Here is a 26,600-nt window from a genome sequence, read left to right on the forward strand (position 1 = left end):
GGACGAGGAGTGAGCCGATGGCCCCCGACAGCACCCCCACGTTCGCGGATCTCGCCCGGCGCGCGGCCGCGCGCCGCGACCGGCCGGCGTACGGCCACGACGCGCTGATCACCTGCGACCGGCTGGTGCGGATCTTCTCCACCGACGGCGTGGAGGTACAGGCGCTGCAGGGGCTGGACCTGCTGGTCCGCGAGGGCGAGCTGATGGCGCTGGTGGGCGCGTCGGGCAGCGGCAAGTCCACGCTGATGAACATCCTCGCCGGCCTGGACACACCCACCGCGGGCGCCGCCACCGTCGCGGGCCGCGATCTGCTGACGATGGGCGGCAAGGACCGTCTGCGCTACCGCCGCGAGGTCGTCGGCTTCGTCTGGCAGCAGACGGCCCGCAACCTGCTGCCCTATCTGACGGCGGCGCAGAACGTGGCCCTGCCGCTGCAGCTCGGCTCCTCCCGCGTCCGCCGCCGCGCCCAGGAGCAGCGCGCCCTGGAACTGCTGACGCTGCTGGGTGTCGCCGACTGCCGGGACCGGCGTCCGCACCAGATGTCCGGCGGGCAGCAGCAGCGCGTCGCGATCGCCGTGGCCCTCGCGGGCGAGCCCTCGGTGCTCCTGGCCGACGAACCCACCGGCGAGCTCGACTCGCACACCGCCGGGCAGATCTTCGCCGCCTTCCGCACCGCCAACGAACGCCTGGGCACCACCATCGTGATCGTCACCCACGACCAGGCGGTCGCGGACGAGGTCCGGCGCACGGTCGCCATCCGCGACGGCCGCACGTCCACGGAGGTGCTGCGCCGCACCGAGGTCGACGCGGACACCGGCCAGGAGTCGGTGGTCGCCCGCGAGTACGCGATGCTCGACCGCGCGGGCCGGCTCCAGCTCCCCGCCGACTACACCGGAGCCCTCGGCATGCGCGACCGCGTCGGCCTGGAACTGGAGGCGGACCACATCGGCGTGTGGCCGGACGACAGCGACCGCGGGTGACACAGCGGCCGGGGGTACGCGGGTGACAGCGGCCGGGGCGACGGGACAGGCGGCGTCCAGGGGAGGAAGGGGCGGCCGGGTGGCCCGGTGGCGCGGTGGTCAGCGGACGCTGACGCCCAGTGGGCCGAGTCCCGCCCTGCGGACGGCGACCGATCCGTACGGGGTGCGCAGCCGGAGCCACGCGCCCGACGAGTACAGCCCCAGCGGCTCCTCACCGCGCACGGCCGGTGCGGTGGCCGGCTCGTCGGCGGCCCGGGCCGGGGCCCGCTCGGCGGTGGCCCGGGCCGAGGGCCGCGCGGGACGCAGGAAGCCGAGGGACTGCGCCGCGTGGGCCGCCCGCACCGGAAGCCCGGTCGCGCCGATCGTCCGGGACCAGATCTCCCGCCCGACACGGTCCAGCTCGGCGCGCGTACGCGCCTCGGGCTCCAGCTCGCCGGTACGGGCCCGGAACTCGGCCACCGCCGCGCTCACCAGCGTCCGGATCTCGTCGGGTCCGGGCAGTCCCGCTTCGTGCCGCCAGCCGCCGCGGGGCGGCAGGACCCCGGCCCACGGCGGGCCGGTGACGGCGGCGGGCACGACGAGCGTGGCGTCGCTCTCGTCGAGGCCCTCCAGGAGCTCGCCGGCCGAGACGGTCACGTCCAGGGCGACGTCGAGACCGTCCTCGTAGGGCTTGGCGAGCCGTGCCGTGCGGATCGCCAGCACCTCGAACGACGGCGGGCGCCCGAACACCGCCAGCGCGGTCCCGGACGCCTGCAGCCGCACGGCGGCCGCCCGGTCGTAGTGGATCAGCCGGGCGAGGAAGGCGGCGACGTCCGCCGCCTCCCCCTCGTCGGCCAGCTGCAGGACCGTCATGCGGCGACGGCCCCCGCCGAGTCCGCGTCGGCGGGCTCCGCCCCGGCGCCGGGCGCGTCGTCCGTGTACTCCTCCAGGAACTCGCGTTCCTCGGCGGTGATCCGGCGCGGCCGCTGCGCCTCGAAGTCGAACGGCACGATGACCGTCGAGGCCCGGACGTACACCTGGTCCGGGTCCTTGACCTCGTACTCGAGCGTGAACGACGCCGCCCTTATGCGCGTCACCCACAGCTCGATGTCCACGGGCGCGTGCCGGTGGACCAGCTGCCGCTTGTAGTCGATCTCATGGCGCGCCACCACGGACCCCTGCTGGAAGTCCTTGTCCGGGCGGAACAGGAAGTCGATCCGCGCCTCCTCCAGGTAGCGGAGGAAGACCACGTTGTTGACGTGGCCGTACGCGTCCATGTCCGCCCAGCGCAGCGGGCAGCGGTAGATGTGGCGCAAGGTCAGCCCCGGGTCAGCTTCTTGTACGTGGCGCGGTGCGGGCGGGCCGCGTCCGGGCCGAGCCGCTCCACCTTGTTCTTCTCGTACGACTCGTAGTTGCCCTCGAACCAGAACCACTTGGAGTCGCCCTCGTAGGCGAGGATGTGCGTCGCCACCCGGTCCAGGAACCAGCGGTCGTGGGAGACGACCACCGCGCAGCCCGGGAAGTCGAGCAGCGCGTTCTCCAGCGAGGACAGGGTCTCCACGTCGAGGTCGTTGGTCGGCTCGTCGAGGAGGAGCAGGTTGCCGCCCTGCTTGAGGGTGAGCGCGAGGTTCAGGCGGTTGCGCTCACCGCCGGACAGGACGCCGGCCGGCTTCTGCTGGTCGGGGCCCTTGAAGCCGAAGGCGGAGACGTACGCCCGCGAGGGCATCTCGACCTGGCCGACGTTGATGTAGTCCAGCTCGTCGGAGACGACGGCCCACAGGGTCTTCTTGGGGTCGATGTTCTCGCGGCTCTGGTCGACGTACGAGATCTTGACGGTCTCGCCGACCTTGATGTCGCCGGAGTCCGGGGTCTCCAGGCCCTGGATCATCTTGAACAGCGTGGTCTTGCCGGCGCCGTTCGGGCCGATGACACCGACGATCCCGTTGCGCGGGAGGGTGAAGGAGAGGTCGTCGATGAGGACCTTCTCGCCGAAGGCCTTGTTGAGCTTGTCGACCTCGACCACGATGCTGCCCAGGCGCGGGCCCGGCGGGATCTGGATCTCCTCGAAGTCCAGCTTCCGCATCTTGTCGGCCTCGGCGGCCATCTCCTCGTACCGGGACAGACGCGCCTTGGACTTGGCCTGCCGCCCCTTGGCGTTGGAGCGGACCCACTCCAGCTCTTCCTTGAGCCGCTTCGCCCGCTTGGCGTCCTTCTGGCCCTCCACCTTGAGGCGGGAGGCCTTCTTGTCGAGGTACGTGGAGTAGTTGCCCTCGTAGGGGTGGGCGCGGCCGCGGTCCAGCTCCAGGATCCATTCCGCGACGTTGTCGAGGAAGTACCGGTCGTGGGTGACGGCGACGACGGTGCCGGAGTACTTGGCGAGGTGCTGCTCCAGCCACTGCACGGACTCGGCGTCCAGGTGGTTGGTGGGCTCGTCGAGGAGGAGCAGGTCCGGGGCCTCGATCAGCAGCTTGCACAGGGCGACGCGGCGGCGCTCACCACCGGAGAGGTTGGTGACCGGCCAGTCGCCGGGCGGGCAGCCCAGGGCGTCCATGGCCTGCTCCAGCTGGGCGTCGAGATCCCATGCGTTGGCGTGGTCCAGGTCTTCCTGGAGCTTGCCCATCTCGTCCATGAGGGCGTCGGAGTAGTCCGTCGCCATGAGCTCGGCGACCTCGTTGAACCGCCTGAGCTTGCCCATGATCTCGGCGGCGCCGTCCTGCACGTTCTCCAGGACCGTCTTGGACTCGTCGAGCGGCGGCTCCTGCAGCAGCATGCCGACGGTGTAGCCGGGCGAGAGGAACGCGTCACCGTTGGACGGCTGCTCGAGCCCGGCCATGATCTTGAGAACGGTGGACTTGCCGGCGCCGTTGGGGCCGACCACGCCGATCTTCGCGCCGGGCAGGAAGCTCAGCGTGACGTCGTCAAGGATCACCTTGTCGCCGTGCGCCTTACGCGTCTTGCGCATGGTGTAAATGAACTCAGCCAAGAGAAACCGTCCGGCAGCTTGAGATCTGGCAGTGGGCAGTACAACCCATCTTGCCTGACGGCCACCCTCCGACGGAAACCCGTTCCCCCGCGCACTCCCGCCGAAGGCCTCCTCGGGCGGGAAACGGCGGGACGGGAGGGGGGAGGAGACGCGGACGGCCCCGGCCGCTTGGAGAGGCGGGCCGGGGCCGCATTTCGCTCACGGGGTCACCGTGCGGTCACTCACGGTCGAGTCGTCGGGGTGCTGTGCCCCCCGCCCCTTCGCTCACCGTGCCGCACCGTGACGGTCCCATCGGTCGTTCAGCCCTGGGCCGCCGCCTTCTTCTTGCGGAGGAAGAAGACCGCTCCGCCACCGACGACGACCAGGCCGACGGCGATGCCGGCGATCGTCGGGGTCGCGCTGGAGCTGCCGGTCTCGGCGAGGTCGCCGCCGCCACCGGTGGTGGAGCCGGTGGTCGCCGGGGTCTCGCCGCCGCCCTGCGGCTTGTCGCCGCCCGGCGTGCCGGTCTCCGAGTCGGTCTTGCAGTCGAGGACACCCTTGAAGGTCTGCTCGAAGCCGTTCGGGCCCTTGATCGTGAAGTCGTAGGCCTGGTCCTCCTTCACGGGGACCGTCACCGTCTCGGACTTACCGGCCTCGATGGTGTGCTCGGTACCCGCGAGCTCGAAGGTGAACGGCTTGTCGCCCTCGTTGGAGGCAGTGATGTCCACGCCGCCCTTGGCGCAGTTCTTCTCGGCGGACAGCGCCGGGATCGGACCCTTGGCGGCCCAGTTCGCGGTCGCCGTGGCGGAGACCGTCGACTCGCTGGAGCCGGCGAGGATCTGCGTCTGGCTGCGGCTCACCGAGGCGAAGGCACGGCCGACCGGCACGGTGGTGGACGCCTGCACGCTCAGCGTGGCCGAACCGTCCGCGGCGTCCTTCGGGACGTCGAAGAAGATCTGGCCGCCGTCGGCCACGGAGGTGATGACCTTGCCGTCCTTGTCGACGACCTTCACACCGCTCGCGGCGGAGTCGGCCGGCGGGGCGACCGTCACGCTGTCCGCGTTGGTGTGGACGGTGATCGGGCCGAGCTTCTCACCCGGGTGACCGGAGACGGCCGGCGGGTCGAGCGTCAGGGAGGAGCTCGGCTCCGCCAGATTCTGCGCGCTCTTGTAGAGGTAGTCGGCGAGCTTCTCCGCCTTGGGGTTCAGCGCGTCCACGTCGGCGTGGTCCGAGTAACGCCAGATGGCGACCTGGGTGCCGGCCGCGGCGTTCTCCTCGCTGAGGTTGCCCACACCGGCCTTGTCGGCCAGCGCCGCGAGGTCGTTGACCTGCGGGTAGGAGTTCTGCAGGATCCAGCGGATCTTGCCCGCATCCCCGTTGCCGTTCAGCGAGGTGCCACTCCAGGGGGTCTCCTGGTACTTGGCGTCCTTCTGGGTCGGGTTGTGGATGTCGATGCAGTAGGTCTGCAGCGTGCCGCCGTTGTCGACGGTCATCTCGAACAGACCGGCGGAGACCTTCTGGTCCTTGCCGTTGTCGTGGATGACGGCGGGGCCGGCGACCTTCAGGCCACCGATGGTCGCCGTCGCACCACCCTGGTGCGGCGCGTCGTCGGCGGCGGCGCTACCCGCGGTGGCCGCCGCGGTGGCGAGGACGAGTCCGGACACGAACGTCGCGGCGGCGAGCCGTCCGACCCCCCGGCTGCGTGTGGTCAACGCAGAGAACGAAGAAAGCACAGAATTCCCCTTCGAACAGGACGCTTTGACGTGCGGGGGCAGCGGCCCCACCAGCAGCATCAGCAGCCCCATGAGCTATGCCCGGCATCCTAGGGACGGTGGCCCCCCGCGCTCCCCGGTCAGGTAGTCACACAAGCGATCGACTCGGAATCGTTATCGCCAACTACGCATTGAACTGGGCTTATCGACAAATCAACGTGGGATTCTTCAGAACGCTTTCACCGATAAGCCGCAGTTCGGTCAGGCCCGCTAACGAACGCGTGACGTCACGTCACCCCGGCGGGCGCACGCCGCCGTTGGGACCGTCCCGCGGACCGGGCCGTCGCCGCGGACCGCGCTCCGGCCTCCGCCGCCCGACCCGCGTCCGGCTCCGGACCCGGCACCGTGTCAGGCTCCGAGTCCGGCGCCGCGCCCGCCCCCGGGGCCGCCCCCGCGGCCGTCTCCCACGCGGGTTCCGGGCCGGCCGTCGCGGCCGGTGCCGCACGCGTCCCCGTCTCCCCCTCCCGCGCCGGCCGCCGGAACGCCGAGGTGCCGCGGGAGAGGTCGTGTCCGACGGCCACGGCGTCGATGTCCGCCGACGTCCTGCTCTGCCCGTCACGCACCTCGGTGCGCACCTTCAGCCTGCCCTGCACGATGACGGGGTCGCCCACCGACAGCGAGGCGCCCACGTTCGTGGCCAGCGCGCGGCCGGTCCACACCGTGAAGAAGTTGGTGTGCCCGTCCGTCCAGGCGCTCTTCTCCCGGTCCCAGTACCGCGAGGTCACCGCGAGCCGGAACCTCGCCGACGCGCCGGACACCGTCTCCCGGTAGACCGGCTGCGTCGCCACGTTCCCCACCGCGCACACCATCGTCTCGTTCATTCTGCGGTCCCCTCTTTCTGCGGCTGCCTCGCGCGGCGTACGGCACGGCCTCGCGTCGGCTCCTCACGGCCACCGCCTCGTCGCGGTCGCCGCGGGATCAGACTGCCGCGAACGGGCCGGACCCGCTGAGCGCTGTGGGCCACCGCCCGGTTGTGGACAACCGCGTCACCCCTCCGCCCACCGCACCCCGCCACCCCGCCACCCCGCCACCCCGCCCGCCACGCATACGCCACCGCCCGACCGTCACCGCGCATGCGCCACCGCACGACCGGCACCACACGACCGTCACCGCGCGCCCGTCACCGCGCGGACACCACCGCCCCCCTGACCCGCCCGTACTGCTCCCGCACCTCTGCGTACCGCAGCAGTTCCGCCGCCACCGGATCCAGGACGCGGGCCCTGCCGCAGCCCGACGCCGCCTCGCGCAGGCGCCGTTCGGCCTCCAGCCCGTACCTCCGCGCGGGCCCGCGCGCCGCCATCCGGCTGCTCCACTCGACGGCCGGGCCCCCGGCGATGCCCAAGAGCATCAGCAGCACCGGCACCCCGAGGTTCGGCGCCATGAACCCCACGATCTGGCCCACCAGCCACAGCCCGCCGACGATCTGCAGGATCGTCATCGAGGCCTGCGCGAGCACCGCGACCGGCCACCAGCCGGGCCGCGGTGGCCGCCCCGCCGGGGCCGACGCCCGCGCCGCCAGCTCGTCCAGTGCCTCAGGAAGCCCCTGCGCCCCGCGCACCGCCGCCTCCCGCACGGCCTGCGCCCACGGCGCGGGCAGCCCGCGGGCCGCCCGGTCCGCGACCGTGCGCACCGCCTGCTCGACCCGCTGCCGCGCCGTGGCCTCCTGGTCCGCGTGGGTCCGCGTGGCCGGTCGGCCCGTCGCGGGGTCGCCCCGGTCCTGGTACCAGTGCCACAACCGCAGCCAGGGCGTGCCGCAGGCACGGTTGGCGTTGCGCCGCCAGGCCCGCTCGGCCGCCTCGCCCGCGGCGGTGGCGCCCACCGCGTCGGCCAGCCGGTCGGCGAACTCCTCACGCGCCTCCTCGCTGAGGCCGACGCGCCGTCCGCTCGCGTAGACGGGCCGCAGCCGGGCCGCGGCCAGGTCCAGGTCGGCGGAGATCCGGCGCGCCGCCGCGCCGCGCTCGGTGACGAACTGCGACAGGGACTCCCGCAGTTCGCCGACGCCGTCCCCGGTGAGCGCGGAGAGCGCGAGGACGGTCGCCCCCGGCTCCCCGTGCTCGCCCAGCGCGATCCCGTCCTCGTCGAGCAGTCTCCGCAGATCGTCGAGGACCTGGTGGGCGGCCTCACCGGGCAGCCGGTCGACCTGGTTGAGGACGACGAAGGTGACCTCGGCGTGCCCGGCCATGGGCCGCAGATAGCGCTCGTGCAGCACGGCGTCCGCGTACTTCTCGGGGTCGACGACCCAGATGACCGCGTCGACCAGCGCCAGGACGCGGTCCACCTGTTCGCGGTGCTGGACGGCCGCGGAGTCGTGGTCGGGCAGGTCGACCAGGACCAGTCCGCGCAGCTGTTCCTCGGCCTCGGCGCTCTGCAGCGGGCGCCGGCGCAGCCGTCCCGGGATGCCGAGGCGGTCGAGGAGCGTGGCCGCGCCGTCGCTCCAACTGCAGGCGATGGGCGCGGCGGTGGTCGGCCGCCGGACGCCGGTATCCGAAATGGCCACTCCGGCCAGTGCGTTGAAGAGCTGCGACTTGCCGCTTCCGGTGGCCCCGGCGATGGCGACGACGGTGTGCTCCCCGGACAGTCTGCGCCGCGCCGACGCCTCGTCCAGGACGCGGCCCGCCTGCGCGAGCGTCCGGCTGTCGAGCCGCGTACGGGACAGCCCCACCAGTTCCCTGAGCGCGTCGAGCCGCCCCCTCAGGGCCCGGTCGTACGTGAGGGACGGCACGGCGCGTGGGGCGGGCCTGGGCTCGACGGCCGTGCCCCGTGCCGGTTCCGCGCCGTCCGCCGTCTCGGAGGCGCGGCGGGCGATCAGCCCGTCGTCCCAGGCCGGGTCCGGTCCGGACCGCCCGTCCGGGGTGCCGGTCTCCCGCGGTTGCGAGTGCCCGGTGTCGGGGCGCACGCGCGCGTGGCCGCCGGCGCCCTCGGGGTCCGCCTGCCGCGCACCACGGTCCCCGTGCCGCGTGTCCCCGTGCCGCGTGTCCTCGTACCGCGCGTCTCCGTCCCGCGAGTCGCCGGAAGGGCCGTCGTCCGCGGAGGCCGTGCCCGCGGAGCGCCGCACGCCTGCCGCTCCCCCGTCGCCGGTGCGCCGGTCCCCGTCGGGCCCGGCTCCCGGGGAGGGAGCCGCCTCCGTCGGCGCCCCCGTCGGCACCTCCGCCTGCGCGCCCGTTGCCGGGCCTCCTCTCCCGGCTCGCTGCTCCTCGCCCGCCCCGTCCCCGGAGGAGGCTCCCTCTCCGGCGGGCTCGGCGTGATCCGTGCGGTCAGTGACGGCAGTCACCGGTTCACCTCTCCTTCTGCAGTACGGACAGCGCGGCGATGAGTTCGGCCTGGGGTTCCGGGTGGACGTCGAGGGCGTCCAGGGGAGCGAGGCGGCGCTCGCGCTCGGTGTACAGCGCCCTGTCGACGTAGTCGGCGAGCAGCCGTCCGCCGCGGTCACGCAGCCGCAGCGCTCCGTGGGCGCCGATCCGCTCGGCGAGCCGCTCGCCCGCGTTCCGCGCCCTGCGGCCGCCCAGCAGGGCGGTGGCGACGAGCGCGGCGGCCACCTCGGGGTCCGGCGCCAGGCTCTTGTCGAGGTCGCGGACCTCCTCCTCGGCGTACTCCTCCAGGACCCGCCGCCAGCGCCGTACGGCCATCCCGATCCGGTGCTCGGCGGTCTCCTGGGTGGGATCGCGGTCCGCCAGCCCGGGTGCCCGTGCGGCGGGCTCGCGCCGCCAGGCGTCGTCCACCCGCTCGTCGGCCGCCGACACGGCGCACAGCAGCAGCGCGCTGAGGCTCTCGACGAGCGCGTCGAGCAGTTCACCGGCGGTGCAGTCCAGCGGATAGGCGCGCCACCGGGTCAGCGCGTCCCCGGAGAGCACGGCCCCGGCCTGCAACCGCCCCTTCACGCGCGCGTACTCGCTGTCGTACGCGAGGTCGACGGCCGCGGTGAGCCGCAGCGCGGCGGAGTACTGGGCGGCGGCGGCCCCGGCCAGTTCGGGCATCCGCGACCGGAGCGAGTCGAGGACCCCGTGAGCGGTACGGGCCAGCACCTGCCCGCGTGCCACGGGGTCCAGCGCGTGGTGGGTGAGCCACGCGCGCAGCGACGCGACGGCGGTGGCCGGGAGCAGCCCGCTGCCCCACGCGGACTCGGGCAGTTCGGGCACGGTGAAGCGCGGTACGTCGCCGAGTCCGGCCTTGGTGAGCAGGGCGCCGTACTGCCGGGAGACCTCGGCGACCACCTGGTGCGGTACCCGGTCGAGGACGGTGACGAGGGTGGCGTTGTGCTCCTTGGCGGTGCGCAGCAGGTGCCAGGGCACGGCGTCGGCGTAGCGCGCGGCCGTGGTGACCATGACCCAGACGTCGGCCGCGCTGATGAGTTCGGCGGCGAGCACGCGGCTGTCGGCGGCCAGGGAGTCGACGTCGGGCGCGTCGAGGAGGGCGAGCCCCGGGGGGAGGGTGTCGGCGGTCTCGATGCGCAGCACGCGCTCGCCCTGCTCTGCGGGGACCGGACCGTCGTCGTCGGGCTCCTGGTAGGGCGTCCACACACGCGCGAGGTCGGGCAGCACCCGCATCCCGCTGAACCAGTGGTGGTCCTCGGGGTGGCACACCAGCACCGGTGTGCGGGTGGTCGGCCGCAGCACGCCGGCCTCGCTGACGCGGCGTCCGACGAGCGAGTTGACCAGCGTCGACTTTCCGGCGCCCGTCGATCCTCCGATGACGGCGAGGAGCGGCGCCTCCGGGTCTCTGAGCCGGGGCACCAGGTAGTCGTCGAGCTGGGCGAGCAGTTCGTCGCGGTTGGCACGCGCGCGTGGAGCCCCTGCCAGGGGCAGCGGAAAGCGTGCGGCGGCGACACGGTCGCGCAGGGCGGAGAGTGCGTCGAGCAGCTGAGGCCGTACGTCCAAGGTCACCACATGCGAAGAATGCCCAATTTTGGAGCCTTTCTGAAGCATATGGGCATGTCTGCGCGCCGATACGTCGTCCGCGGCGGAGGAGATGGCAGGGGGCGCAGGCATAACGAGTGCACAACACCCGGTGCGCGAGACGCCAAAAGCGATGCACGATTCGCACCTGCCTGCGATTATCAGGACCGCTTCACCGAACCTCCACATCGAGCCACGGAGGCGAAGCGCACGGGACACGGATGCGGGAGCCCTATCCTTGTCCCCGGCAACGTCAAGGATCAGCCCACACCCGGGCACCAGGACAGAGGCCACCACACCCGGCCCCCGTAGCTCAGTGGATAGAGCAGGCGCCTTCTAAGCGCTTGGCCGCAGGTTCGAGTCCTGCCGGGGGCGCCCGTCTCCGCCCTCCCTTTGGGGAGGGCTTTTTGCCGGTCAGGCCATGTCTCACTCGATGCGGCGAAGCCCCGAACGCTCCCCCGATGATCAAGGGGAAGGTCCGGGGCCGTACGACAGTCACCGGGTTTTCGCGGGAAGATCCCCGGCGGCTTCGAGGCGCTTGTTCAGGTCAGGCAGCTACCCCTCGACGCATCGCGCATAGGTGGCCGGGAGCGCCGGGACGTCACTCCCGGCCAGTTCGTCACCCTTGCGCGTACCGCGCCATGCCCGGCGGATGACCGAACCGAGTCGGCAGGCTGATCGCGCAACCTCAGCCTGTCGTCGTTCCCTCCTTCGAGGGCGCGCGGCGAGGTGTCGCATTGTCCAGATGGACCACCACGCTGGTGTAGAAGCGGTGCACCGCGTCGTCGACGCTTCGGATGAAGCCCGACTCCGCGTTCCCACGGCTGCTCCCCATGCCCTTGAGGAGAGAAAGCCGGAAGCCGGCGACCTGGGCGGCGGACTCCTTGGGCAGCATGTCGGCCGGCTCCGGGCGGAGGCGTTCGAGCGTTCCCCGCGGGCCGGCCGTTTCCCCCTCGACGAGAGTTTCGATATGAAGATCCGCGGGCGCTTCGGCCAGGCGCCGGACGAGACGCTTCGCCCACGACAAGGGGTAGCCCTGCTCGGGAGCCGGGATCTCGATGGAGGTGCGGAGCTTGCCCGTACGCAGGTCCGCGCTGATCGCCAAGACGCCGGGCGTTCCCTCGATGCGCAGCTCCGATTGAAGCCGCCCGTCGAGGCAGAACTGGTCCGCGAGGCGGGCACGGAGTGCTTTCGGATCTGTTCCTCGCCTGGTGCGCTGGACCGGCAGTACCTTCTGCCCCAGTTCGCCACCCAGCCGCAAGCAGACCTGCCGGATGAGGCGCTCCCAGCTCTCGACGACCTCCAGCGCGCGCGGGTCTCCCTGGCACAGGGTTTCGTCGTCGATTCCGTTGCGTACCGGCACCCAGGCCGGCCCCATGTTCTGGAAACCGTGGCAGCCGGAGTTCTCGTGCAGCAAGTAATGCAGCAGCTCCTGGAGGAGCCAGGCGTGCGCCGCATTGCCGACGCCCTCGTGCCTGATCAGCATCTGCGCTTGATGGGCGACCTCGGCCCATGACAGGTGCCAGAGGGCTACCTTGTGTTTGCGCCTTCCGTCGATCTTGACCTCGACGAGCGGGCTGCCCTCCAACGCGACGTCGTTCGACAGCGTGATCACGGCTTCGTAGCCGCGGCGCGCGGCGATGTCCATGTACGCCTGTACCTGGTCGCTCTTGAGGGCGCTGCCGTTGGTCTTCGTCTCGACGAGTGCCGTCCACAGCTTGCCGGCGCGTTCGACTCGGATCACTCCATCAGGGCGTCGCGGGGTGTCACCGTGCGGAAGGGTGACTTCGGTGAAAGTCTCCATGCGACCGGCCGGTGCTCCGAACGCGGCGGTGAGCCTCCTGCCGAATTCGGGCACCTGAGCCATAACGGACAGCAGCACCGAGGTTGCACGCGTTTCACGCTCACGGTCGCTCTTGAGTGCCGACGCGGGGAAGAGCCGTGCGTCCTTCCATGACTCGTTCTCCGCCAGTGTCTTTCTGGCCGCCTTGGGCAGAGTGATCTTCTTCTTGGCCGTACGAGGTCGCGCGGTCGGCTTCCTCGGCCGATCCTCGCCTTCAGGGCGACGAGGGGAAGGAACCGCCCCCAGCGTCTCTTGTCGCTTCGGCCCGTCGGGCGACGGCGTTGCCATCGCGTCCGTCTGAATCTCGCCAGCGGCCTCGTCCGGCGCTTCCTCGGCCGTCGCATCGTCGTCGACGTCGACCCCGAAGTCCGCGGCCAGGCCGGCAAGGCCCGCGTCGTAGCCCTGCCCGACGGCACGGAACTTCCACTCTTCCCCACGCCTGTACAGCTCGCCGAAGATGATCGCGCTCACCGCATCGGCTTCGTCGATGGCGAAGCGGAGGAGTTCTTCACCCCCGCCGTCCGCCAACGCCAGCTTCACGCCTTCCAGTTCCCCGAAGCGGGCACCCTCGTAACGGCTGGCAGCCAGGACGATGCGGTCGACCTCGGATGACACTGCGGTCAGATCGAAGCTGATCCGGTCCTCGTTGCCGTCCGCCGTCGGCGTTTTACCCAGGAGCTGCACACTTCCGTCTGCGGCTACCGGATTGTTGTAGAAGTAGAAGTCGGCATCGCTGCGGACCTTGCCGTCCGCGTTGAGCAACAGGACGGACACGTCGGCGTCCCCTTCGCCGGTCGAGCTCCCCCAGCCCAGACTGACGATCACCGAATCGACGTTCTCGCTCAAAGTCGCAAGAGATACATTCGACCCCTTGACCATTTCACGCATGAAACCCCCACAATGGCGCAACTCGGGTGATACTACTCCGCCGCCCCAGTAGCCTTGCGTTTGGCGTTTTGGGGTGATCGGTGCGCAGAAGACTGTAGTGACCACATGGCGCATCTGCAGGAGTCGCGTGGAACCCGTGCAGGATCCGTGGAAAGATCGGCGCTTTGACTGCCCGCGATCGTGGATGCCTGCCCGACATCGGGCTGCAGTTCGCGCCGGCGGATGCCTCGCTACCGCTCCTCGTCCAGTACCTGCGCAGCCGCGCGTGGGTCCATCAGGTTGGACCAGGCCTGTTCGGCCGGGAGCAGGTCGCGTTCCGGCAGGGCGTACTCCGGATACCAGCCCTCAGCCTCGCAGCCGGGGACATTGCGCAGGATCAGCACGGTCAGGTTCGGCGGTACTGAGCCGGTGATCCGGACGGCGAGGTAGGTCTCGTGGCCGTCATCCGCACGCACCTGGAGACCAAGGGTGAAGGTGTCGAACTCGCGCGTGTGCTCACGGCCGTCGCGCAGCGTGGCGTGCGCCAGGTCCAGCAGAGTCGCCCGCATGCGGCGCACGAAGCGGACACCGGCCTCGGCGCGGTACCGGACGTGGTCCTCGCGTGCGGGCAGGAGGTGAGCGGTGTGTGTCGCGGTCTTCAGTCCGTCGGAATGTTCCGCGTTGTAGCGAGCCCGGACAGCGCGGCCCTCAGCCTCCAGCGCCGCATAGAAGTCATCACCCGAGCCGTCCTCGCGCCGGCCCGCCGCGACCAGCCACGGCAGATCGGCGTCCAGCCACACCGCGCCGCGCCATCGCTGCACCTTGACCTTGAACAGCACCTGGTCGTCCACAGACCGGATGCGTTCGTGCTTGGCGTCCACGTCCGCGAACTGCGCGGACGCCTTGGCCAGCACCGGATGGTCGATCTCGTCCAGCGGCACCGTGACCGGCGGCATCGCGAGGCACACATCCTCGCGTAAGCAGCGCAGCGTCGGGCGGGCCGGGCGCAGCGGGCCGGGTTCGCTCATTCGTCGACTCCCCCGACCGCGTCGATCTCCTCTGCGGTCAGCCCGGTCAGCAGCATCACGTCTGATTTCAGCGAGTCATCCAGCACACTGAGCGCCTCCACCATTCCGGACCGCAAGTCCTCACGACGCTGCTCCAGATACATCCGGACCGCCTCGGCCACCAGGTCCTTCTTCGTCAGCCCCAGGAAATGAGCACCCTGGCTGATCAACTTGTCCGTCGCCGGGTCCACCTTCAGCGGGGACTGGCGTACCGGCTTCGCCGCCGTCGTCATCGTCGACACCTCCATCGCCATGGTACCTAAATACCTCAGAGGGGAAGTCGTTTCCGGCGTCACATCCGATCGACCCGGCGACGTCGCTCCCGGCCGGACCGCACCCCCGGCCACCTCACCCGGCCACGACGCAGGGCGACTCCTCGGGTTTTCCTTACTCACCGGTAGCCGGGGTAACACCGACAATTCCAACGCAGAACTTTCTCAAGAATTTGCTGCCACGCCGTCACGCTATTTATTGTGACGGGCATCACAGGGCCGTCTTCTGGACACGGTGCGCGCATCCCGTTTCGATAGACGCCACGAAGCCGACGATCTTGGCTTCGGATTACGGGGGAATTCCCGAATCTTGTCGTTGGCAATGGCGCTGAACGAGAGGTGGGAACGTGTCAGTGATCCTGACGTGTGCGACGTGTGTGAAAGAAGAGAACCGGGCCCGGCTCCGGTTTCCCGGCCGGACGTCCCATGTCCCGGGCCGGACGTCCTACGCTCCGGGCCGGACGTACCACTGTCCGGGCGACGGAGCGGCCCGACCATGCTGAGCCGCTTACTTCCGGTGCGCGGGCCGGCGCGCACTCTCGCCGGCATCACCCTGGTGCACACGCTGGGACAGGGCCTGTGGATGGCGCTCAACGCCGTCTACGCCACCACCGTTTTGCATCTGTCACCCGGTCGGTTCGGGATCGGGGTCGGCCTCGCCGCCGGGGTCGCCCTAGCCGTGAGCACCCCGACCGGCCATCTGGCCGACCGGGTCGGCCCGCGAGCCGTGCAGATCTGGTCGTTCATCGCCCTCGGCCCCCTCACCGCCGCACTGCTCGCCGTCCAGGGATTCGGCATGTACGTGCTGGTGGTGTGCGTGCAGGCGATCGCCTACAGCGCCAGTCGCAGCGCCCGTATGGCCATGGTCGCGGGTCTGGTACCCTCCGACGAGCGGGTCTCCGTCCGTGCTTATCTGCGGGCCACCGCCAATGTCAGCGTCTCCCTCGGCGCCGCCCTCGCAGGTCTGCTCCTCGTCCTCGACTCCGTCCGGGCGTACGAGCTGGCCGTGGTCTTCACCGCGTCCACCTACCTGATCACCGGTCTGCTGTCTCTGCTGCTGCCCCCGGTCCCCCCTCAGCCGGCCCGCCCGGGGCCCGCCCTGGTCGTGCTGCGCGACCGGCCGTTCCTGGCCTTCGTCGTGCTCGACGGGCTGCTGTCCATGCACAACCTGCTGCTCGACGTCGTCCTGCCGCTGTGGGTCCTGCGCCACACGGGCGCACCGCGCTGGATGGTCGCCGCCATCCTGCTCACGAACACCGTCGCCGTGGTGCTGTTGCAGGTCAGGGCGGCGCGAGGCACTGACGAGCCGTCGGCTGCCGCGAAGGCGTCCCGGTCGGGTTCCCTCTGCCTGACGGTCGCCTGCGTGGTCTTCGCCCTCACCGACGGGGCCTCCGGAGTACTCGCCTGCGTTCTGCTGCTGGCGGGTGCCCTGGCCCACGTCCTGGGCGAGATCCGGCAGTCGGCGGGGAGTTGGGGCATGTCGTTCGGGCTGGCCCCGGAGCACGCGCAGGGCCAGTACCAGGGCACGTACGCGATGGGGGCCGACATCGGCAAGATGATCGCGCCGGCCCTGCTGACCTGGCTCGCCATCGAGCACGGGGTGGTGGGCTGGGTGATCATGGCGGCCGGCTTCGCCCTGATCGGTGCGGCCATGCCCTCGGTCGCGGCCTGGGCCCAGCGCGACAGGAAAGCGGCTACGGCTCCCCTCACGGCGTGACCGGCGGCCTGCCCCGCGCCGACCGCCGGCCCTGAGGTCCACGTCCCTACCGAGAGGCGCGCACCGCCTTTCACCAGACCAGGAATTCCGCAGACGTATTTCCAGACGTTCAGCACTTCCCGCCGATGTGAGTGAACGCGGGAAATCGAGAACGCGTCGCGGTGAGGACGCCGTCTCGAATACGTCGTCGTAAAGACGTCATCGCAAGAACATCGCTGTGAGCACGTCGCCGCGAATCCCTCGCATCGCGGCGAGACGAGAAACGCGGAACGGCCTTTCGCGGAGGCTCTCTTCGGCATGCCCGAAAGCCGAGGTTCCGCGGCCGGTGCACGCCGGCACGAAAAGCACGACAGCAGCACGCCAGCAGCACGACAAGCGGCACGACGAGCCGAGTGGATCCGAAGAGAGGAGCACGACAGTGGGCGACCTTTCCGCCGCCGCGCCGACGGGCGCGGCACCGGCCCTGCAGTTACCCGTCAGGGACACCGAGGGCGGCGTGGCACGGGCGGCGGCCACCGTCACGCACTCCTGGTCCGGTGACCGCCTCGTCCCGGCGGGGGCCGCCACGGCCCCGGACCTGCTCCACGCGGCGTTCGCGGTGCTCCTGCACCGCTACAGCGGCCAGGACGACCTCGTCCTGGCGCGTGCGGGCGGCACGGACGGGGCGCCACCGGACCGGCCCGTCGCCGTCCGCTCCCGGGCCGCGGAAAACCTGGCCTTCCCCGCCCTCGCCGCCGCCCTCGGCGCCCGCTACCGCGAGACGGCGGCGTCGGCCCCCGGTGCCCCCGCCGACCTGGGCACCGGACTGCGCGCGGGGTTCGTCGAACTCGACGGCACCGACGCCGCGTACGGCACGGGCGAGGCCGTCCCCGGCGGCTTCGCGCTGCTCCTGGAGGCCCGGCTCACGCCGGACGCCACGCGCCTGACCCTCCACTACGACGGCGCGCTGTTCACCGACGCGCTGATCTCCCGGATGGCCGCCAACCTCGACACGCTGCTGCGCGACGCCGCCCGGCGTCCCGACGCGTCCGTGGGCGGGCTGGCCCTGCTGTCCGACGGGGAGACGCGTCACCTGCTGTCCGGCGTGAACGGCACGGCCCGCCCCTACGCGGACGGCACCCCCGTGCACGCCCTCGTCGAGGCCCAGGCCGCCCGCACCCCGGACGCCGTCGCCGTGGAGTGGCGCGGCACCGTGCTGACGTACCGGCAACTCGACGAGCGGGCCGACCGCCTGGCCCGCGCGCTGGCCTCCGGGGGGATCGCCCCCGGGTCCCGTGTCGGCGTCAGCGTGGCCCGCACCCACCGCTGCGTCGCCCTGCTGCTCGCGATCCACAAGGCGGGCTGCGCCTACGTACCGCTCGATCCGGCCTATCCCGCGGACCGGCTGAACGCCATCGCCGCGACGGCCGACCTGGCCGCCGTCGTCCACGACGGCGAACGGCCCCCGGGCGGGCTCGACGCGGCCGGGGTAACCGCGCTCCCGTTCACGGAGCTGTGGGAGAAGGCGTCGGCCGAGGACGGCGGCCCCCCGGCGATCACGGTCGGCCCTGCGGCTCCCACGCACCTCATCCACACCTCCGGCTCGACCGGGCAGCCCAAGGGCGTGATCGTCACCCACCGCAACGTGGCGGCCCTGCTGGCCTGGGCCGAGGACACGTACACGGCCGGCGAACTGGACCGGGTGCTGTTCTCCACCTCGCTCAACTTCGACCTGTCGGTCTTCGAGCTGTGGGCCCCGCTCACCCGTGGCGGCCGCGTCGTCGTCGTCGACAACGTCCTCGCGCTCACCGAGGACGACGGGCTGCGTCCGACCCTGGTCAACACGGTGCCGAGCGCGCTGAACGTGCTGCTCCAGCGCTCGGCGGTGCCCGCGTCGGCCCGTGTCCTGAACGTCGCGGGTGAACCGCTCTCCAAGGAGCTCGTCAACACGGCGTTCGAGACCACCGGCGTCCGGCGCCTGTTCAACCTGTACGGGCCCTCCGAGGACACCACGTACTCCACCTGGAAGTGCTTCACCGGACCCATTACCGGCGCCCCCACCATCGGGGTGCCGATCCACAACACGGTCGCGTACCTGCTCGACGCGCACGGCAGGCTGGTGCCGCACGGCGCCACCGGCGAACTCCACCTGGGCGGCGCCGGACTCGCGGACGGCTACATCAACGACCCCGAGCGCACCGCGGCCGCGTTCGTGCCCGCCCCGGCCGCCCTGACCGGGGTGCCCGGGAACCGGCTCTACCGCACCGGTGACCTGGCCCGCTGGACCGAGGACGGCGAACTGCGCTTCCTGGGCCGGGGGGACAGCCAGGTGAAGGTCCGGGGCTTCCGGATCGAGCTCGGCGAGATCGAGTCCGCGCTGCGCGAGGTCGTCGGCCCGCGCGACATCGCCGCGCTCGCGGTGCGCACCGAGGGCGACACCCGGCTGGTCTGCTACGTGGGCCTGGACGGCGCCGCCGTCACCGTCGAGGCGATGGGCGGTCACCTGCGCGCCAAGCTGCCGCACTACATGGTGCCCGCCAGGATCATCACCGAGGACCGGCTGCCCCGGCTGCCGAACGGCAAGGTCGACCGCAAGGCACTCGCCGCCCGGCCCGTCGACTGGGGTGCGGGCGCCGCCTCCCCGACGGGCGCCGCCTCCCCGGCCGCCGCCCCGGCCGGCGACGACCCCGACGAGACCGCCGTCGCCCGGGTCTGGTCCGATCTGCTGGGCATGCCCCAGGTCTCCCCCGGTCTGGACTTCTTCTCCGTGGGCGGTCACTCGCTGCTCGCCAACCTGCTGGCCGCCCGACTGTCGGACACCGCGGGCCGGGCCGTGCGCGTCGCCGAGGTCTACGAGCACCGCACCCTCGCCGCCCAGGCCGCCCTGGTGCGCCGCCTGCGCGACCGGGCGCCCGGCACGGCGGCCGCGACCGGAGCCGCCGGCCGGCGGGCCGCCGTCGCCGAGACGCTGCACGCGTCGGCCCGCGGCCACGGCGTCCCCGGCGCCGGAGTGGCCGTTCTGGCCGACGGCACACTGGAGTTCACGTACCACGGCGTCAGCGACACCGACACCGGTGCCGTGTACGGGGCGGACACCCGGCAGCGCGTCACCTGCATCACCAAGCCGATGCTGGCCTTCGTCGCGCTGCGTCTCGTCGACCGGGGCCTGATCGGTCTCGACCAGCCCCTGCACGAGGTGCTGCCCGAGGCGTTCCGGCGCCGTGACGGCGGCACGGTACGGGTCACCCTGCGGCACCTGCTCTCCCACACCAGCGGCGTCGACGACTCCTACGAGGTCTGGCACGACACCGACCTGCCCGGTCTCGACGCGTACATCGGCACACTCGCCGGCTACGGCCAGCTCTTCGAGCCGGGCGAGGTGTTCGCGTACTCCGCGGTGGGCACCTCCATCGTCGCCGCGCTGATCGAGCGGCTGCTCGGCGTCCCCTGGCGCCGTGCCGTCAACGAGCTGATGCTCACCCCGCTCGGCATCGAGAACATCCCCGGGACGCTGGCGGAGGACGGCCACTACGGGAGCACCGTCTCCGTGGGCTATGTGTGGAGCGAGCGGACCAAGAGCTACGCGCGGCACGACCCTCCGCGGCAGACCGTCGCCGACGACGCCGCCGGTTCGTTCTCCGTCTGCCTCACCCTGGAGGAGCTGGCGAGGATCGCGCGGCTCGCGCTCGACGACGGGGTCACCCCCGACGGCGAGCGGCTGCTCTCCGCCCCACTCGCCGAGCAGATGCGCACCCCCCAGATCCCCGTCCCCGGTCACCACTTCATGCACGCCTGGGGCCTGGGCTGGCTGATGTTCGGGCCGTCCGCCTTCGGCTTCAACTCCAACGGCAGCGGCCACCACAACTTCGTCCAGATCTTCCCCGAGCGGCGTTCCTTCCTGCTGCTGCTCGCCAACGCCTACCCGGCGTTCGGTCTCTACGAGGACCTGCTGCGCGCCCTCACCGGCGAGGGGCTGATCCGCACCGGCCGGCCGTTCGAGATGGAACTCGACGACTGCGCGGGCCTGTACGAGTCCGACGGCTACCGGCTGAACGTCCTGCGGGGCGCCGGCCACCTGGGCTACGAGTACTCCGAACGCGCCCCGGACGGCACCTGGCTGCGGCTGGACGAGGGCGACCTCGTGCTGTCCGGCGCGGGCGGTTTCAGCTCCATGTCCGCGAAGAACATCCTCGCCGGTTCCATCTCCTTCATCCCCGCCCCTGGCACCGAGATACCGGGCTTCGTCCGGATCGGCCAGCGATTCGCAAGGAAGACGCGATGACAGAGCCAACAGAGCCGACAGGGCCGACAGAGCCGCACGATCCGGTGGGCGAAGCCGCCGGACCCCGGCGGCACGTGGTGTTCGTGACGTGGAAGGCCGGCAACGCCCCGGCGTTCGAGGCGGCCAAGCGGCTCGGCCACCACGTGACACTCGTCCGCTCCCTGCTGATGGAGCAGTCCCAGAACATCGACTTCACCACCTCGCCGTACGCCCGCTTCGTCGACGACGTGCACGTCCTCAAGGACGCCACCGACGCCGACGCCCTGCGCGCCCGCGTCCTGGAGATCCACCGGGAGCGTCCGGTCGACGGGTTCGTGGCCACGGTGGACGCGCTCGTGGTCCCGGTCGCGTGGATCGCCGAGGAGATCGGCGTGCCGTTCACCGACGCGCGCGCCGCCGAGGCCGCGAAGCAGAAGAACCGCTGCCGGGAGATCCTCGCGGCGGCGGGCATCGACAGCACCCGGCACGCGGTCGTGACGGACTTCGAGGAGGCCGCCGCGTTCGCGGCCTCCACCGGGTACCCCGTCGTCGTCAAGCCCGCCCGGGGCTCCGGCAGCGAGGGCGTCCATGTCGTCGCCGACGAGGACCGGCTGCGCGAGGTCCTCGGGCAGGTGGCGGCGGACGGCTCCCACCAGGCGGGCGTCCTGGTCGAGGAGTATCTGAGCGGGCGGTTCGTCTCCGCCGAACTCGGCCTCGCGCGGGGCAGGTTCCTGCGGCTCGCCGTCAGCGAGCGCTCGACCTGGCACCGGCACGAGGCGCTGGAGACCGGCACGACCATCCCGGCCGGGATCAGCGCCGCCGACCACGACCGCGTCATGGAGTTCGCCGAGGCCGTCGTCGGCGCGGTCGGCCTGGGACTCGGCGTCTTCCACGTCGAGATCATGCTCGGCGACGACGGGACGCCCCGGCTCATCGAGCTCAATCCGCGCCTCATGGGCTCCTGTCTGCCGAACCTCTTCCGGCTCGCGGGCGGCGCCGACATCTTCGATCTGCTCGTCCGCATCCATCTGAACGAGGAGATCGAGCGGGGGCCCACCGCGTTCGACCGGTACGCGACCGTCCGCTGGTTCGGCGCCGCCGACACCGCGCCGAACCCGGGCCGCGTCCCCGATCTCGCCTGGGCGGCCGCCGAATACGGCGACCACCTGCACGCCCTCACCGTCCGCTTCCCGGAGGGCGACATGCTCCGGCCCTGCCGGGGCAACCTCGGCAACTTCGGCGAGGTCCAGGTCGTGCACCCCGACCGCGCGGAGTCGATCCGCATCGCAGAGGAGATCGTCGCGCGGACCGCCCGCCGGCTCGGTATCGAGGTGACCGGATGACCGCCACGACCGCCTTCTACGAGCAGACCCGGGCCCAGCTCGCCCGGCTGGGACTGCCGGACGGGGACCTGGAGTGCGCCGCCGGTTCGGAGGGGGCCTTCGCCGACGGGGGCCACTTCCGGATCGAGGTGCCGACGGTCAACTCCTCGCGGGCCGCCGAGACCCTGCTCGCCGAGAGCCGCCGCCGCGGCTTCACCGTCAACCGCGTCACCGAGACCCGCGGCATGCACCGGCACACGGCACGGGAGATCGCCGAGTACGTCGCGCTGGGCCGTGAGTACGGGGCGGAGATCCTGATGTCCGTGGGCCCCCGCGCCTCGTACGACATCGGGGCGAGCGTGCAGACGCCGGAGGGCAGCCGCATCGGCTACCGGCTGCGCGGCCAGGAGCAGATCGTGCGCGCCGTCGAGGACGTCAAGCGCGGCCTCGACCTCGGGGTGCGCGGATTCGTGGTCTACGACGAGGGCCTGCTGTGGGTCCTGGGGCGGCTGCGCACCGCCGGTGAGCTGCCCGGCGACATCCATCTCAAGGTGTCCGCGCACTGCGGCCAGGGCAACCCCGCGTCCGCCCAGATGCTGGAGATGCTCGGCGCGAACAGCTTCAACCCGGTCCGCGACCTGACGCTGCCGATGATCGCCGCGCTGCGCCGGGCGGTGACCATCCCGCTGGACTGCCATGTGGACAACCCCCGGATGTCGGGCGGCTTCATCCGCACCTACGAGGCTCCCGACATCGTCCGCGTCGCCGCGCCGGTCTACCTGAAGACGGGCAACAGCGCGCTGGAGGGACACGGCGTCAGCCCGACCCCGGCCCAGCTGGACGACATCCTGCGGCAGGTCGAGATCGTCGTCGAGTTCCTCGGCCGGCACTACCCCGCCGCCCGCCAGAGCACCGCCCGGCGCCTCCTCGAACCGGCCGGCGCCGGCCCCCGGACGGAGGTGTGACCCATGTGCCGTGTCTACGGCTGCTTCGGCGGCGAACCCGTCGGCCCGGACGTACTGGGTGCCGTCTCCGGGGCGATGCGCGAGGGCGGGCCCGACGAGCAGACCGCGCGGGCCGGTGACGGCTGGGCGCTGGGCACCAACCGGCTCGCGATCCAGGGCATCGCCCACGGGCACCAGCCCTTCGAACGCCGCGGGCTGGCCTGCGTGTTCAACGGCGAGGTGTACAACCACAGGCAACTGCGCGCCGAACTCGCCAGCCAGGGCCACTCCTTCGAGGGCGACTGCGACGGCGATGTGCTGCTGCCGCTGTACGAGCTGTACGGCGACGCGTTCGTCTCCCGTCTGGAGGGCATGTTCGCGATCGCGGTCGTCGACCGCCGCGCCGAGCCGGTGCTGAAGCTGTTCACCGACCACGCCGGCATGAAGTCGCTGTACTACTACCTCTCCGCGGACGGCCGCCGCCTGTGCTTCGCCTCCGAACTGCGGGCGCTCGGCCGCTTCCCGGACTTCCCGGACGAGATCGACCCGCTGGCCGTCGACCGCTACCTCGGCGGCCGGGCCGTCTGGGGACCGGGCACCGTCCACACCCGCGTCCGCACCCTGGAGCCCGGATCGGCCCTGACCTTCGCCGGAGGGCGGCTGTCGCTCACCCGCACCCGGCCGGAACCGGCCGAACCCGACTGGCCCGCCGGCGGGCCGACCGTCGCCTCGGCCGCGCGGACGCTCGACGAGCTGCTGCGCCTGGAGCTGGACCGCATGCTCGACGCGGACGTCCCCGTCTGCGTCATCACCAGCGGCGGCCTCGACTCCAGCTACACCACGGCACTGGCCGCGCACCTGCGGCCCGACGTCGCCTCCTTCAACATCGCCTACAAGGGCGACTGGCCCGCCGACGAGCGCCACTACGCCGAGGAGGCCGCCCGGCACTGCGGCACCCGGCACCACCAGGTGCTCCTCGACCCGGACGGTTTCCCCGCACTCGTCGAGCGGTTCGTCCGCCACCTCGACCAGCCCAACAACGCCCCGCACAGCCTGAGCACCTACGCGCTGTTCGAGGCCGTCCACGACGCCGGGTTCAAGGTCGCCCTGACCGGCGACGGGGCCGACGAGCTGTTCGCCGGGTACGCCCGCTACCACAAGGCCGACCGGGACGGCTCCCGCACCTGGCACCGCGCGTACCAGGGCACCATGGCCGCCGCCCAGACGGCGACCCTGGAACGCCTCTACACCCCGGACTACCTGGCGCACGTACGGGCCGCGGGCGGCCTCTTCAGCGACCGCAGCGGGGACGAACTCGACCGCCGGGTGCGCGCGGGCCGGGCGGGCAAGCTGGAGACGCTGCTGCGCTACGACCAGTACGAGCGCTTCCCGTACTACATCCTGCGGCGTGTCGACCATCTGAGCATGGCGCACTCGGTGGAGGCCCGGATCCCCTTCCTCCAGCCCTCCGTGGTCCGACTGGCGCACGCGCTGCCGGCCGGCGTCAAGGTGGTCGGTGACACCGTGAAGGCGCCGGTCGCCGAGGCCGCCCGCCGCTGGGTGCCGGCGAGCGTCGTGAACCGCCCCAAACAGCCCTTCACCCTGCCGATCGCGGCGATGATCAGACCGGGCGAGGCGCTGTACGACATGATCGGCGACCTCCTGCTCCGCCCCGGCGCCCGCAGCCGCGACTACGTCCGGCAGGACACCGTCCGCGACCTGTTCCGTCTGCAGACCGAGAGCCCGGGGGCCCACGCCGCCGAGCCCCTCTGGTCGCTGCTGATGCTGGAGACCTGGCTGGCGGCGCGCCACCTCACGCTTCCCCTGCCGCCTTCCCCGGCCCCGTCCGCCTCCCCCGCCCCGCCCGCTTCCCAGGCCACGCCCACTTCCCGAGCCCCGTCCGCGACCCCGTTCCCGACCGCAGGAGAGAGCCGATCATGACCGACACGCCCACGCCCGCCATCACCTCGATCCTGGCCGGCGTCACCAAGGACGACATACGCCGGGACCCGTTCCCGCACATCGTGATCCACGACGCGCTGCCGCAGGACCTGTACGACGCGCTGGCGAAGTCGATGCCGACCGCGGAGTACATCGGTGAGCGGATCGGCAAGCCGATCACGTCGAACGAGCGCTACAACTACATGTCCGAGATGATCCTGGGCGACGAGACGATGGCGCGGGTCTGGAAGGACTTCGTCACCTACCACTCCTCGCCCGCCTTCTACGAGGAGTTCCTCGACCTCTTCCAGGAGGACCTGCTCGCCAACCTGCCGAAGGCCGAGGAGCAGCTCGGCCCGCTGCGCGACCTGCGGGTGGGCCGCCGCCGCCGGGACACCTTCGACACCCACGACATCCTCATGGACTGCACGGCCGTCATCAACTCGGCCGTCACCGGCAAGCCCTCGGCCTACCGCGGCCCGCACGTCGACAAGCCGTACAAGCTCTTCGGCGGCCTGTTCTACATGCGCCTGCCCGAGGACGACGCCGTCGGGGGCGACCTGGTGCTGTACAAGTACCGGACGCAGGCGCACAAGTTCCACACCAGCGCCTCCGAGTACGGTGACAACCGCTTCGACATCGACCCGAGTTACGTCGAGGAGGTCACCACCGTCCCGTACCGGAGCAACACCCTGGTGATGTACCCGATCAACCCGCTGGCGCTGCACGGCGTCTCGGTGCGCGCCCTCACCCATCACCAGCGGCGCTTCGTCGCCCTCGTCGGCGACCTCCAGCACCAGCTCTTCGACCTCGCGCTCTGAACGGAACGGAAGCACCGTGATCCCCTTCGACCAGCGCACCGGGAAGATCTGGTACGACGGCCGGCTCGTCGACTGGCCCGACGCCACGCTGCACGTCCTCAGCCACGGACTGCACTACGCCTCCAGCGTCTTCGAGGGCATCCGCGTCTACGGCGGCAGGCCCTTCATGCTGAGGCAGCACATCGCGCGACTGCGCTCCTCGGCCCGCGTCCTCGACTTCGACCTCGAACACGACGACGAGGCCCTGCACACCGCCACCCTCGACGTGGTGACGGAGGCGGGTCTCACCGACGGCTACATCCGCATGAACGCCTGGCGGGGCTCGGAGGTCATCCAGACCGCCGCGCTCAAGACGTCCGTGCACACGTCCGTGGCCGCCTGGGAGCTCCCGGAGGGCTACTACGCGGCGGCGGACGCGCTCGACAAGGGCATCCGCCTGACGACCGGGCGCTACCGCAGACCCGGCCCCGAGGGCGCGCCGGTCAAGAGCAAGGCGGCCGGCAACTACATGATCGGGACCGTGAGCAAGAACGAGGCGCTGCGGGCCGGCTACGACGACGCGCTGCTCCTGGACGACCGGGGCGACTTCGTGGAGGCGACCGGCGCCCATCTGTTCTTCACCAAGGACGGCGCGCTGTTCACGCCGACGACCCGGTGCACGATCGACGGCATCACCCGGGCGTGCGTGATGGCGATCGCGCGGCGCGAGGGCATCGCGTGCACCGTCGGTGATCTGGCGCCCCCCTTCGCCGGGGAGGCGGACGGCGCGTTCGTCTGCGGCACCGCGTGCGAGATCCTTCCCGTCGCGCGGATAGACGAGCACCACTACGACCTCGCCGGCAACGAGGTGATCCGGCGCGTCGTCCACGGTTACCGGGAGCTGGTCGCGGGCCGCGGCGACGTGCAGGTCCCGGACACCTGGGCCTGAGACCACCGGCCGGTGCGACGAACGAAGAAGTAGGCCCCCTGACCCGGGAGCCG

The 26,600-nt window shown here is 71.7% G+C and carries 18 protein-coding genes and 1 tRNA gene; 9 read left to right on the forward strand and 10 right to left on the reverse strand.

Translation table 11 applies throughout. From position 1 onward, the window contains the following. Nucleotides 1-17: 17 nt before the first annotated feature. A complete protein-coding gene (locus tag ACFY93_RS09105; RefSeq protein WP_391355162.1) occupies nucleotides 18-980 on the forward strand; it encodes an ATP-binding cassette domain-containing protein in 963 nt (320 codons plus the stop codon). 99 nt (nucleotides 981-1,079) lie between these two features. On the opposite strand, the gene ACFY93_RS09110 is transcribed toward ACFY93_RS09105, so the two are convergent. The 7 genes from ACFY93_RS09110 to ACFY93_RS09140 all read right to left on the reverse strand — a co-directional run bounded on the left by ACFY93_RS09110 (nucleotide 1,080) and on the right by ACFY93_RS09140 (nucleotide 10,576). Beyond that, complete coding sequence (locus ACFY93_RS09110) at nucleotides 1,080-1,832, reverse strand: hypothetical protein (RefSeq protein WP_391355164.1); 753 nt, start codon at nucleotides 1,830-1,832, stop codon at nucleotides 1,080-1,082. Further along, on the reverse strand, nucleotides 1,829-2,275 hold the full coding sequence (locus tag ACFY93_RS09115) for a thioesterase family protein (RefSeq protein ID WP_391355166.1): 447 nt from the start codon (nucleotides 2,273-2,275) through the stop codon (nucleotides 1,829-1,831). The genes ACFY93_RS09110 and ACFY93_RS09115 overlap by 4 nt, the downstream gene beginning before the upstream one ends. Nucleotides 2,276-2,277: 2 nt before the next feature. After that, nucleotides 2,278-3,942: an energy-dependent translational throttle protein EttA gene (ettA, locus tag ACFY93_RS09120; protein WP_391355169.1), complete on the reverse strand. Its 1,665-nt coding sequence runs from the start codon at nucleotides 3,940-3,942 to the stop codon at nucleotides 2,278-2,280. Between the two features lie 299 nt (nucleotides 3,943-4,241). Further along, nucleotides 4,242-5,654 carry a Cys-Gln thioester bond-forming surface protein gene (locus ACFY93_RS09125; protein WP_391355172.1) on the reverse strand — a complete coding sequence of 471 codons (1,413 nt, stop codon included), beginning with the start codon at nucleotides 5,652-5,654 and terminating at the stop codon, nucleotides 4,242-4,244. A gap of 266 nt (nucleotides 5,655-5,920) precedes the next feature. Beyond that, nucleotides 5,921-6,514 carry a single-stranded DNA-binding protein gene (locus tag ACFY93_RS09130; RefSeq protein ID WP_391355175.1) on the reverse strand — a complete coding sequence of 198 codons (594 nt, stop codon included), beginning with the start codon at nucleotides 6,512-6,514 and terminating at the stop codon, nucleotides 5,921-5,923. A gap of 299 nt (nucleotides 6,515-6,813) precedes the next feature. Continuing rightward, nucleotides 6,814-8,964 (reverse strand): GTPase, encoded by a 2,151-nt coding sequence (locus ACFY93_RS09135; protein ID WP_391355178.1) that lies wholly within the window; start codon nucleotides 8,962-8,964, stop codon nucleotides 6,814-6,816. A 4-nt stretch (nucleotides 8,965-8,968) separates the two neighbouring features. After that, nucleotides 8,969-10,576 carry a dynamin family protein gene (locus ACFY93_RS09140; protein WP_391355180.1) on the reverse strand — a complete coding sequence of 536 codons (1,608 nt, stop codon included), beginning with the start codon at nucleotides 10,574-10,576 and terminating at the stop codon, nucleotides 8,969-8,971. Between the two features lie 311 nt (nucleotides 10,577-10,887). Between ACFY93_RS09140 and ACFY93_RS09145 the strand changes: the two genes are divergently transcribed. Continuing rightward, a tRNA-Arg gene (locus ACFY93_RS09145) sits at nucleotides 10,888-10,960 on the forward strand. A gap of 313 nt (nucleotides 10,961-11,273) precedes the next feature. Here the strand turns inward: ACFY93_RS09145 and ACFY93_RS09150 are convergent. The 3 genes from ACFY93_RS09150 to ACFY93_RS09160 all read right to left on the reverse strand — a co-directional run bounded on the left by ACFY93_RS09150 (nucleotide 11,274) and on the right by ACFY93_RS09160 (nucleotide 14,616). Further along, a complete protein-coding gene (locus tag ACFY93_RS09150; RefSeq protein ID WP_391355183.1) occupies nucleotides 11,274-13,316 on the reverse strand; it encodes a TerD family protein in 2,043 nt (680 codons plus the stop codon). A 230-nt stretch (nucleotides 13,317-13,546) separates the two neighbouring features. Then, nucleotides 13,547-14,323, reverse strand: coding sequence for a hypothetical protein (locus ACFY93_RS09155; protein ID WP_391355186.1), 777 nt, complete (start codon nucleotides 14,321-14,323; stop codon nucleotides 13,547-13,549). Next, nucleotides 14,320-14,616 carry a hypothetical protein gene (locus ACFY93_RS09160; protein WP_391355188.1) on the reverse strand — a complete coding sequence of 99 codons (297 nt, stop codon included), beginning with the start codon at nucleotides 14,614-14,616 and terminating at the stop codon, nucleotides 14,320-14,322. The genes ACFY93_RS09155 and ACFY93_RS09160 overlap by 4 nt, the downstream gene beginning before the upstream one ends. Before the next feature lie 514 nt (nucleotides 14,617-15,130). On the opposite strand from ACFY93_RS09160, the gene ACFY93_RS09165 reads away from it, so the two are divergent. The 7 genes from ACFY93_RS09165 to ACFY93_RS09195 all read left to right on the forward strand — a co-directional run bounded on the left by ACFY93_RS09165 (nucleotide 15,131) and on the right by ACFY93_RS09195 (nucleotide 26,547). Then, nucleotides 15,131-16,351, forward strand: a complete 1,221-nt coding sequence (locus ACFY93_RS09165) for an MFS transporter (protein WP_391355189.1) — start codon at nucleotides 15,131-15,133, stop codon at nucleotides 16,349-16,351. 418 nt (nucleotides 16,352-16,769) lie between these two features. Continuing rightward, nucleotides 16,770-20,612 (forward strand): amino acid adenylation domain-containing protein, encoded by a 3,843-nt coding sequence (locus ACFY93_RS09170; protein ID WP_391355191.1) that lies wholly within the window; start codon nucleotides 16,770-16,772, stop codon nucleotides 20,610-20,612. After that, nucleotides 20,609-21,934, forward strand: a complete 1,326-nt coding sequence (locus ACFY93_RS09175; protein WP_391355194.1) for an ATP-grasp domain-containing protein — start codon at nucleotides 20,609-20,611, stop codon at nucleotides 21,932-21,934. Before ACFY93_RS09170 ends, ACFY93_RS09175 begins: the two co-directional genes overlap by 4 nt. Continuing rightward, complete coding sequence (locus ACFY93_RS09180; protein WP_391355196.1) at nucleotides 21,931-22,878, forward strand: peptidase; 948 nt, start codon at nucleotides 21,931-21,933, stop codon at nucleotides 22,876-22,878. Before ACFY93_RS09175 ends, ACFY93_RS09180 begins: the two co-directional genes overlap by 4 nt. Nucleotides 22,879-22,881: 3 nt before the next feature. Next, nucleotides 22,882-24,798: an asparagine synthase (glutamine-hydrolyzing) gene (asnB, locus tag ACFY93_RS09185; protein ID WP_391355199.1), complete on the forward strand. Its 1,917-nt coding sequence runs from the start codon at nucleotides 22,882-22,884 to the stop codon at nucleotides 24,796-24,798. Beyond that, on the forward strand, nucleotides 24,795-25,619 hold the full coding sequence (locus ACFY93_RS09190; RefSeq protein ID WP_391355202.1) for a hypothetical protein: 825 nt from the start codon (nucleotides 24,795-24,797) through the stop codon (nucleotides 25,617-25,619). Before asnB ends, ACFY93_RS09190 begins: the two co-directional genes overlap by 4 nt. Nucleotides 25,620-25,635: 16 nt before the next feature. Next, nucleotides 25,636-26,547 (forward strand): aminotransferase class IV, encoded by a 912-nt coding sequence (locus ACFY93_RS09195; protein ID WP_391355205.1) that lies wholly within the window; start codon nucleotides 25,636-25,638, stop codon nucleotides 26,545-26,547. Nucleotides 26,548-26,600: the final 53 nt, after the last annotated feature.

Origin of the sequence: Streptomyces sp. NPDC008313, assembly GCF_042956125.1 — a bacterium.
In the GTDB taxonomy this organism is placed as follows: Bacteria; Actinomycetota; Actinomycetes; order Streptomycetales; family Streptomycetaceae; genus Streptomyces.

Coding starts and splice junctions, on each gene's coding strand:
- ACFY93_RS09165 (WP_391355189.1), top strand. CDS start 15,131: ATGCTGAGCCGCTTACTTCCGGTGCGCGGGCCGGCGCGCACTCTCGCC.
- ACFY93_RS09110 (WP_391355164.1), bottom strand. CDS start 1,832: ATGACGGTCCTGCAGCTGGCCGACGAGGGGGAGGCGGCGGACGTCGCC.
- ACFY93_RS09105 (WP_391355162.1), top strand. CDS start 18: ATGGCCCCCGACAGCACCCCCACGTTCGCGGATCTCGCCCGGCGCGCG.
- ACFY93_RS09150 (WP_391355183.1), bottom strand. CDS start 13,316: ATGCGTGAAATGGTCAAGGGGTCGAATGTATCTCTTGCGACTTTGAGC.
- asnB (WP_391355199.1), top strand. CDS start 22,882: ATGTGCCGTGTCTACGGCTGCTTCGGCGGCGAACCCGTCGGCCCGGAC.
- ACFY93_RS09175 (WP_391355194.1), top strand. CDS start 20,609: ATGACAGAGCCAACAGAGCCGACAGGGCCGACAGAGCCGCACGATCCG.
- ACFY93_RS09160 (WP_391355188.1), bottom strand. CDS start 14,616: ATGGCGATGGAGGTGTCGACGATGACGACGGCGGCGAAGCCGGTACGC.
- ACFY93_RS09190 (WP_391355202.1), top strand. CDS start 24,795: ATGACCGACACGCCCACGCCCGCCATCACCTCGATCCTGGCCGGCGTC.
- ACFY93_RS09180 (WP_391355196.1), top strand. CDS start 21,931: ATGACCGCCACGACCGCCTTCTACGAGCAGACCCGGGCCCAGCTCGCC.
- ACFY93_RS09130 (WP_391355175.1), bottom strand. CDS start 6,514: ATGAACGAGACGATGGTGTGCGCGGTGGGGAACGTGGCGACGCAGCCG.
- ACFY93_RS09155 (WP_391355186.1), bottom strand. CDS start 14,323: ATGAGCGAACCCGGCCCGCTGCGCCCGGCCCGCCCGACGCTGCGCTGC.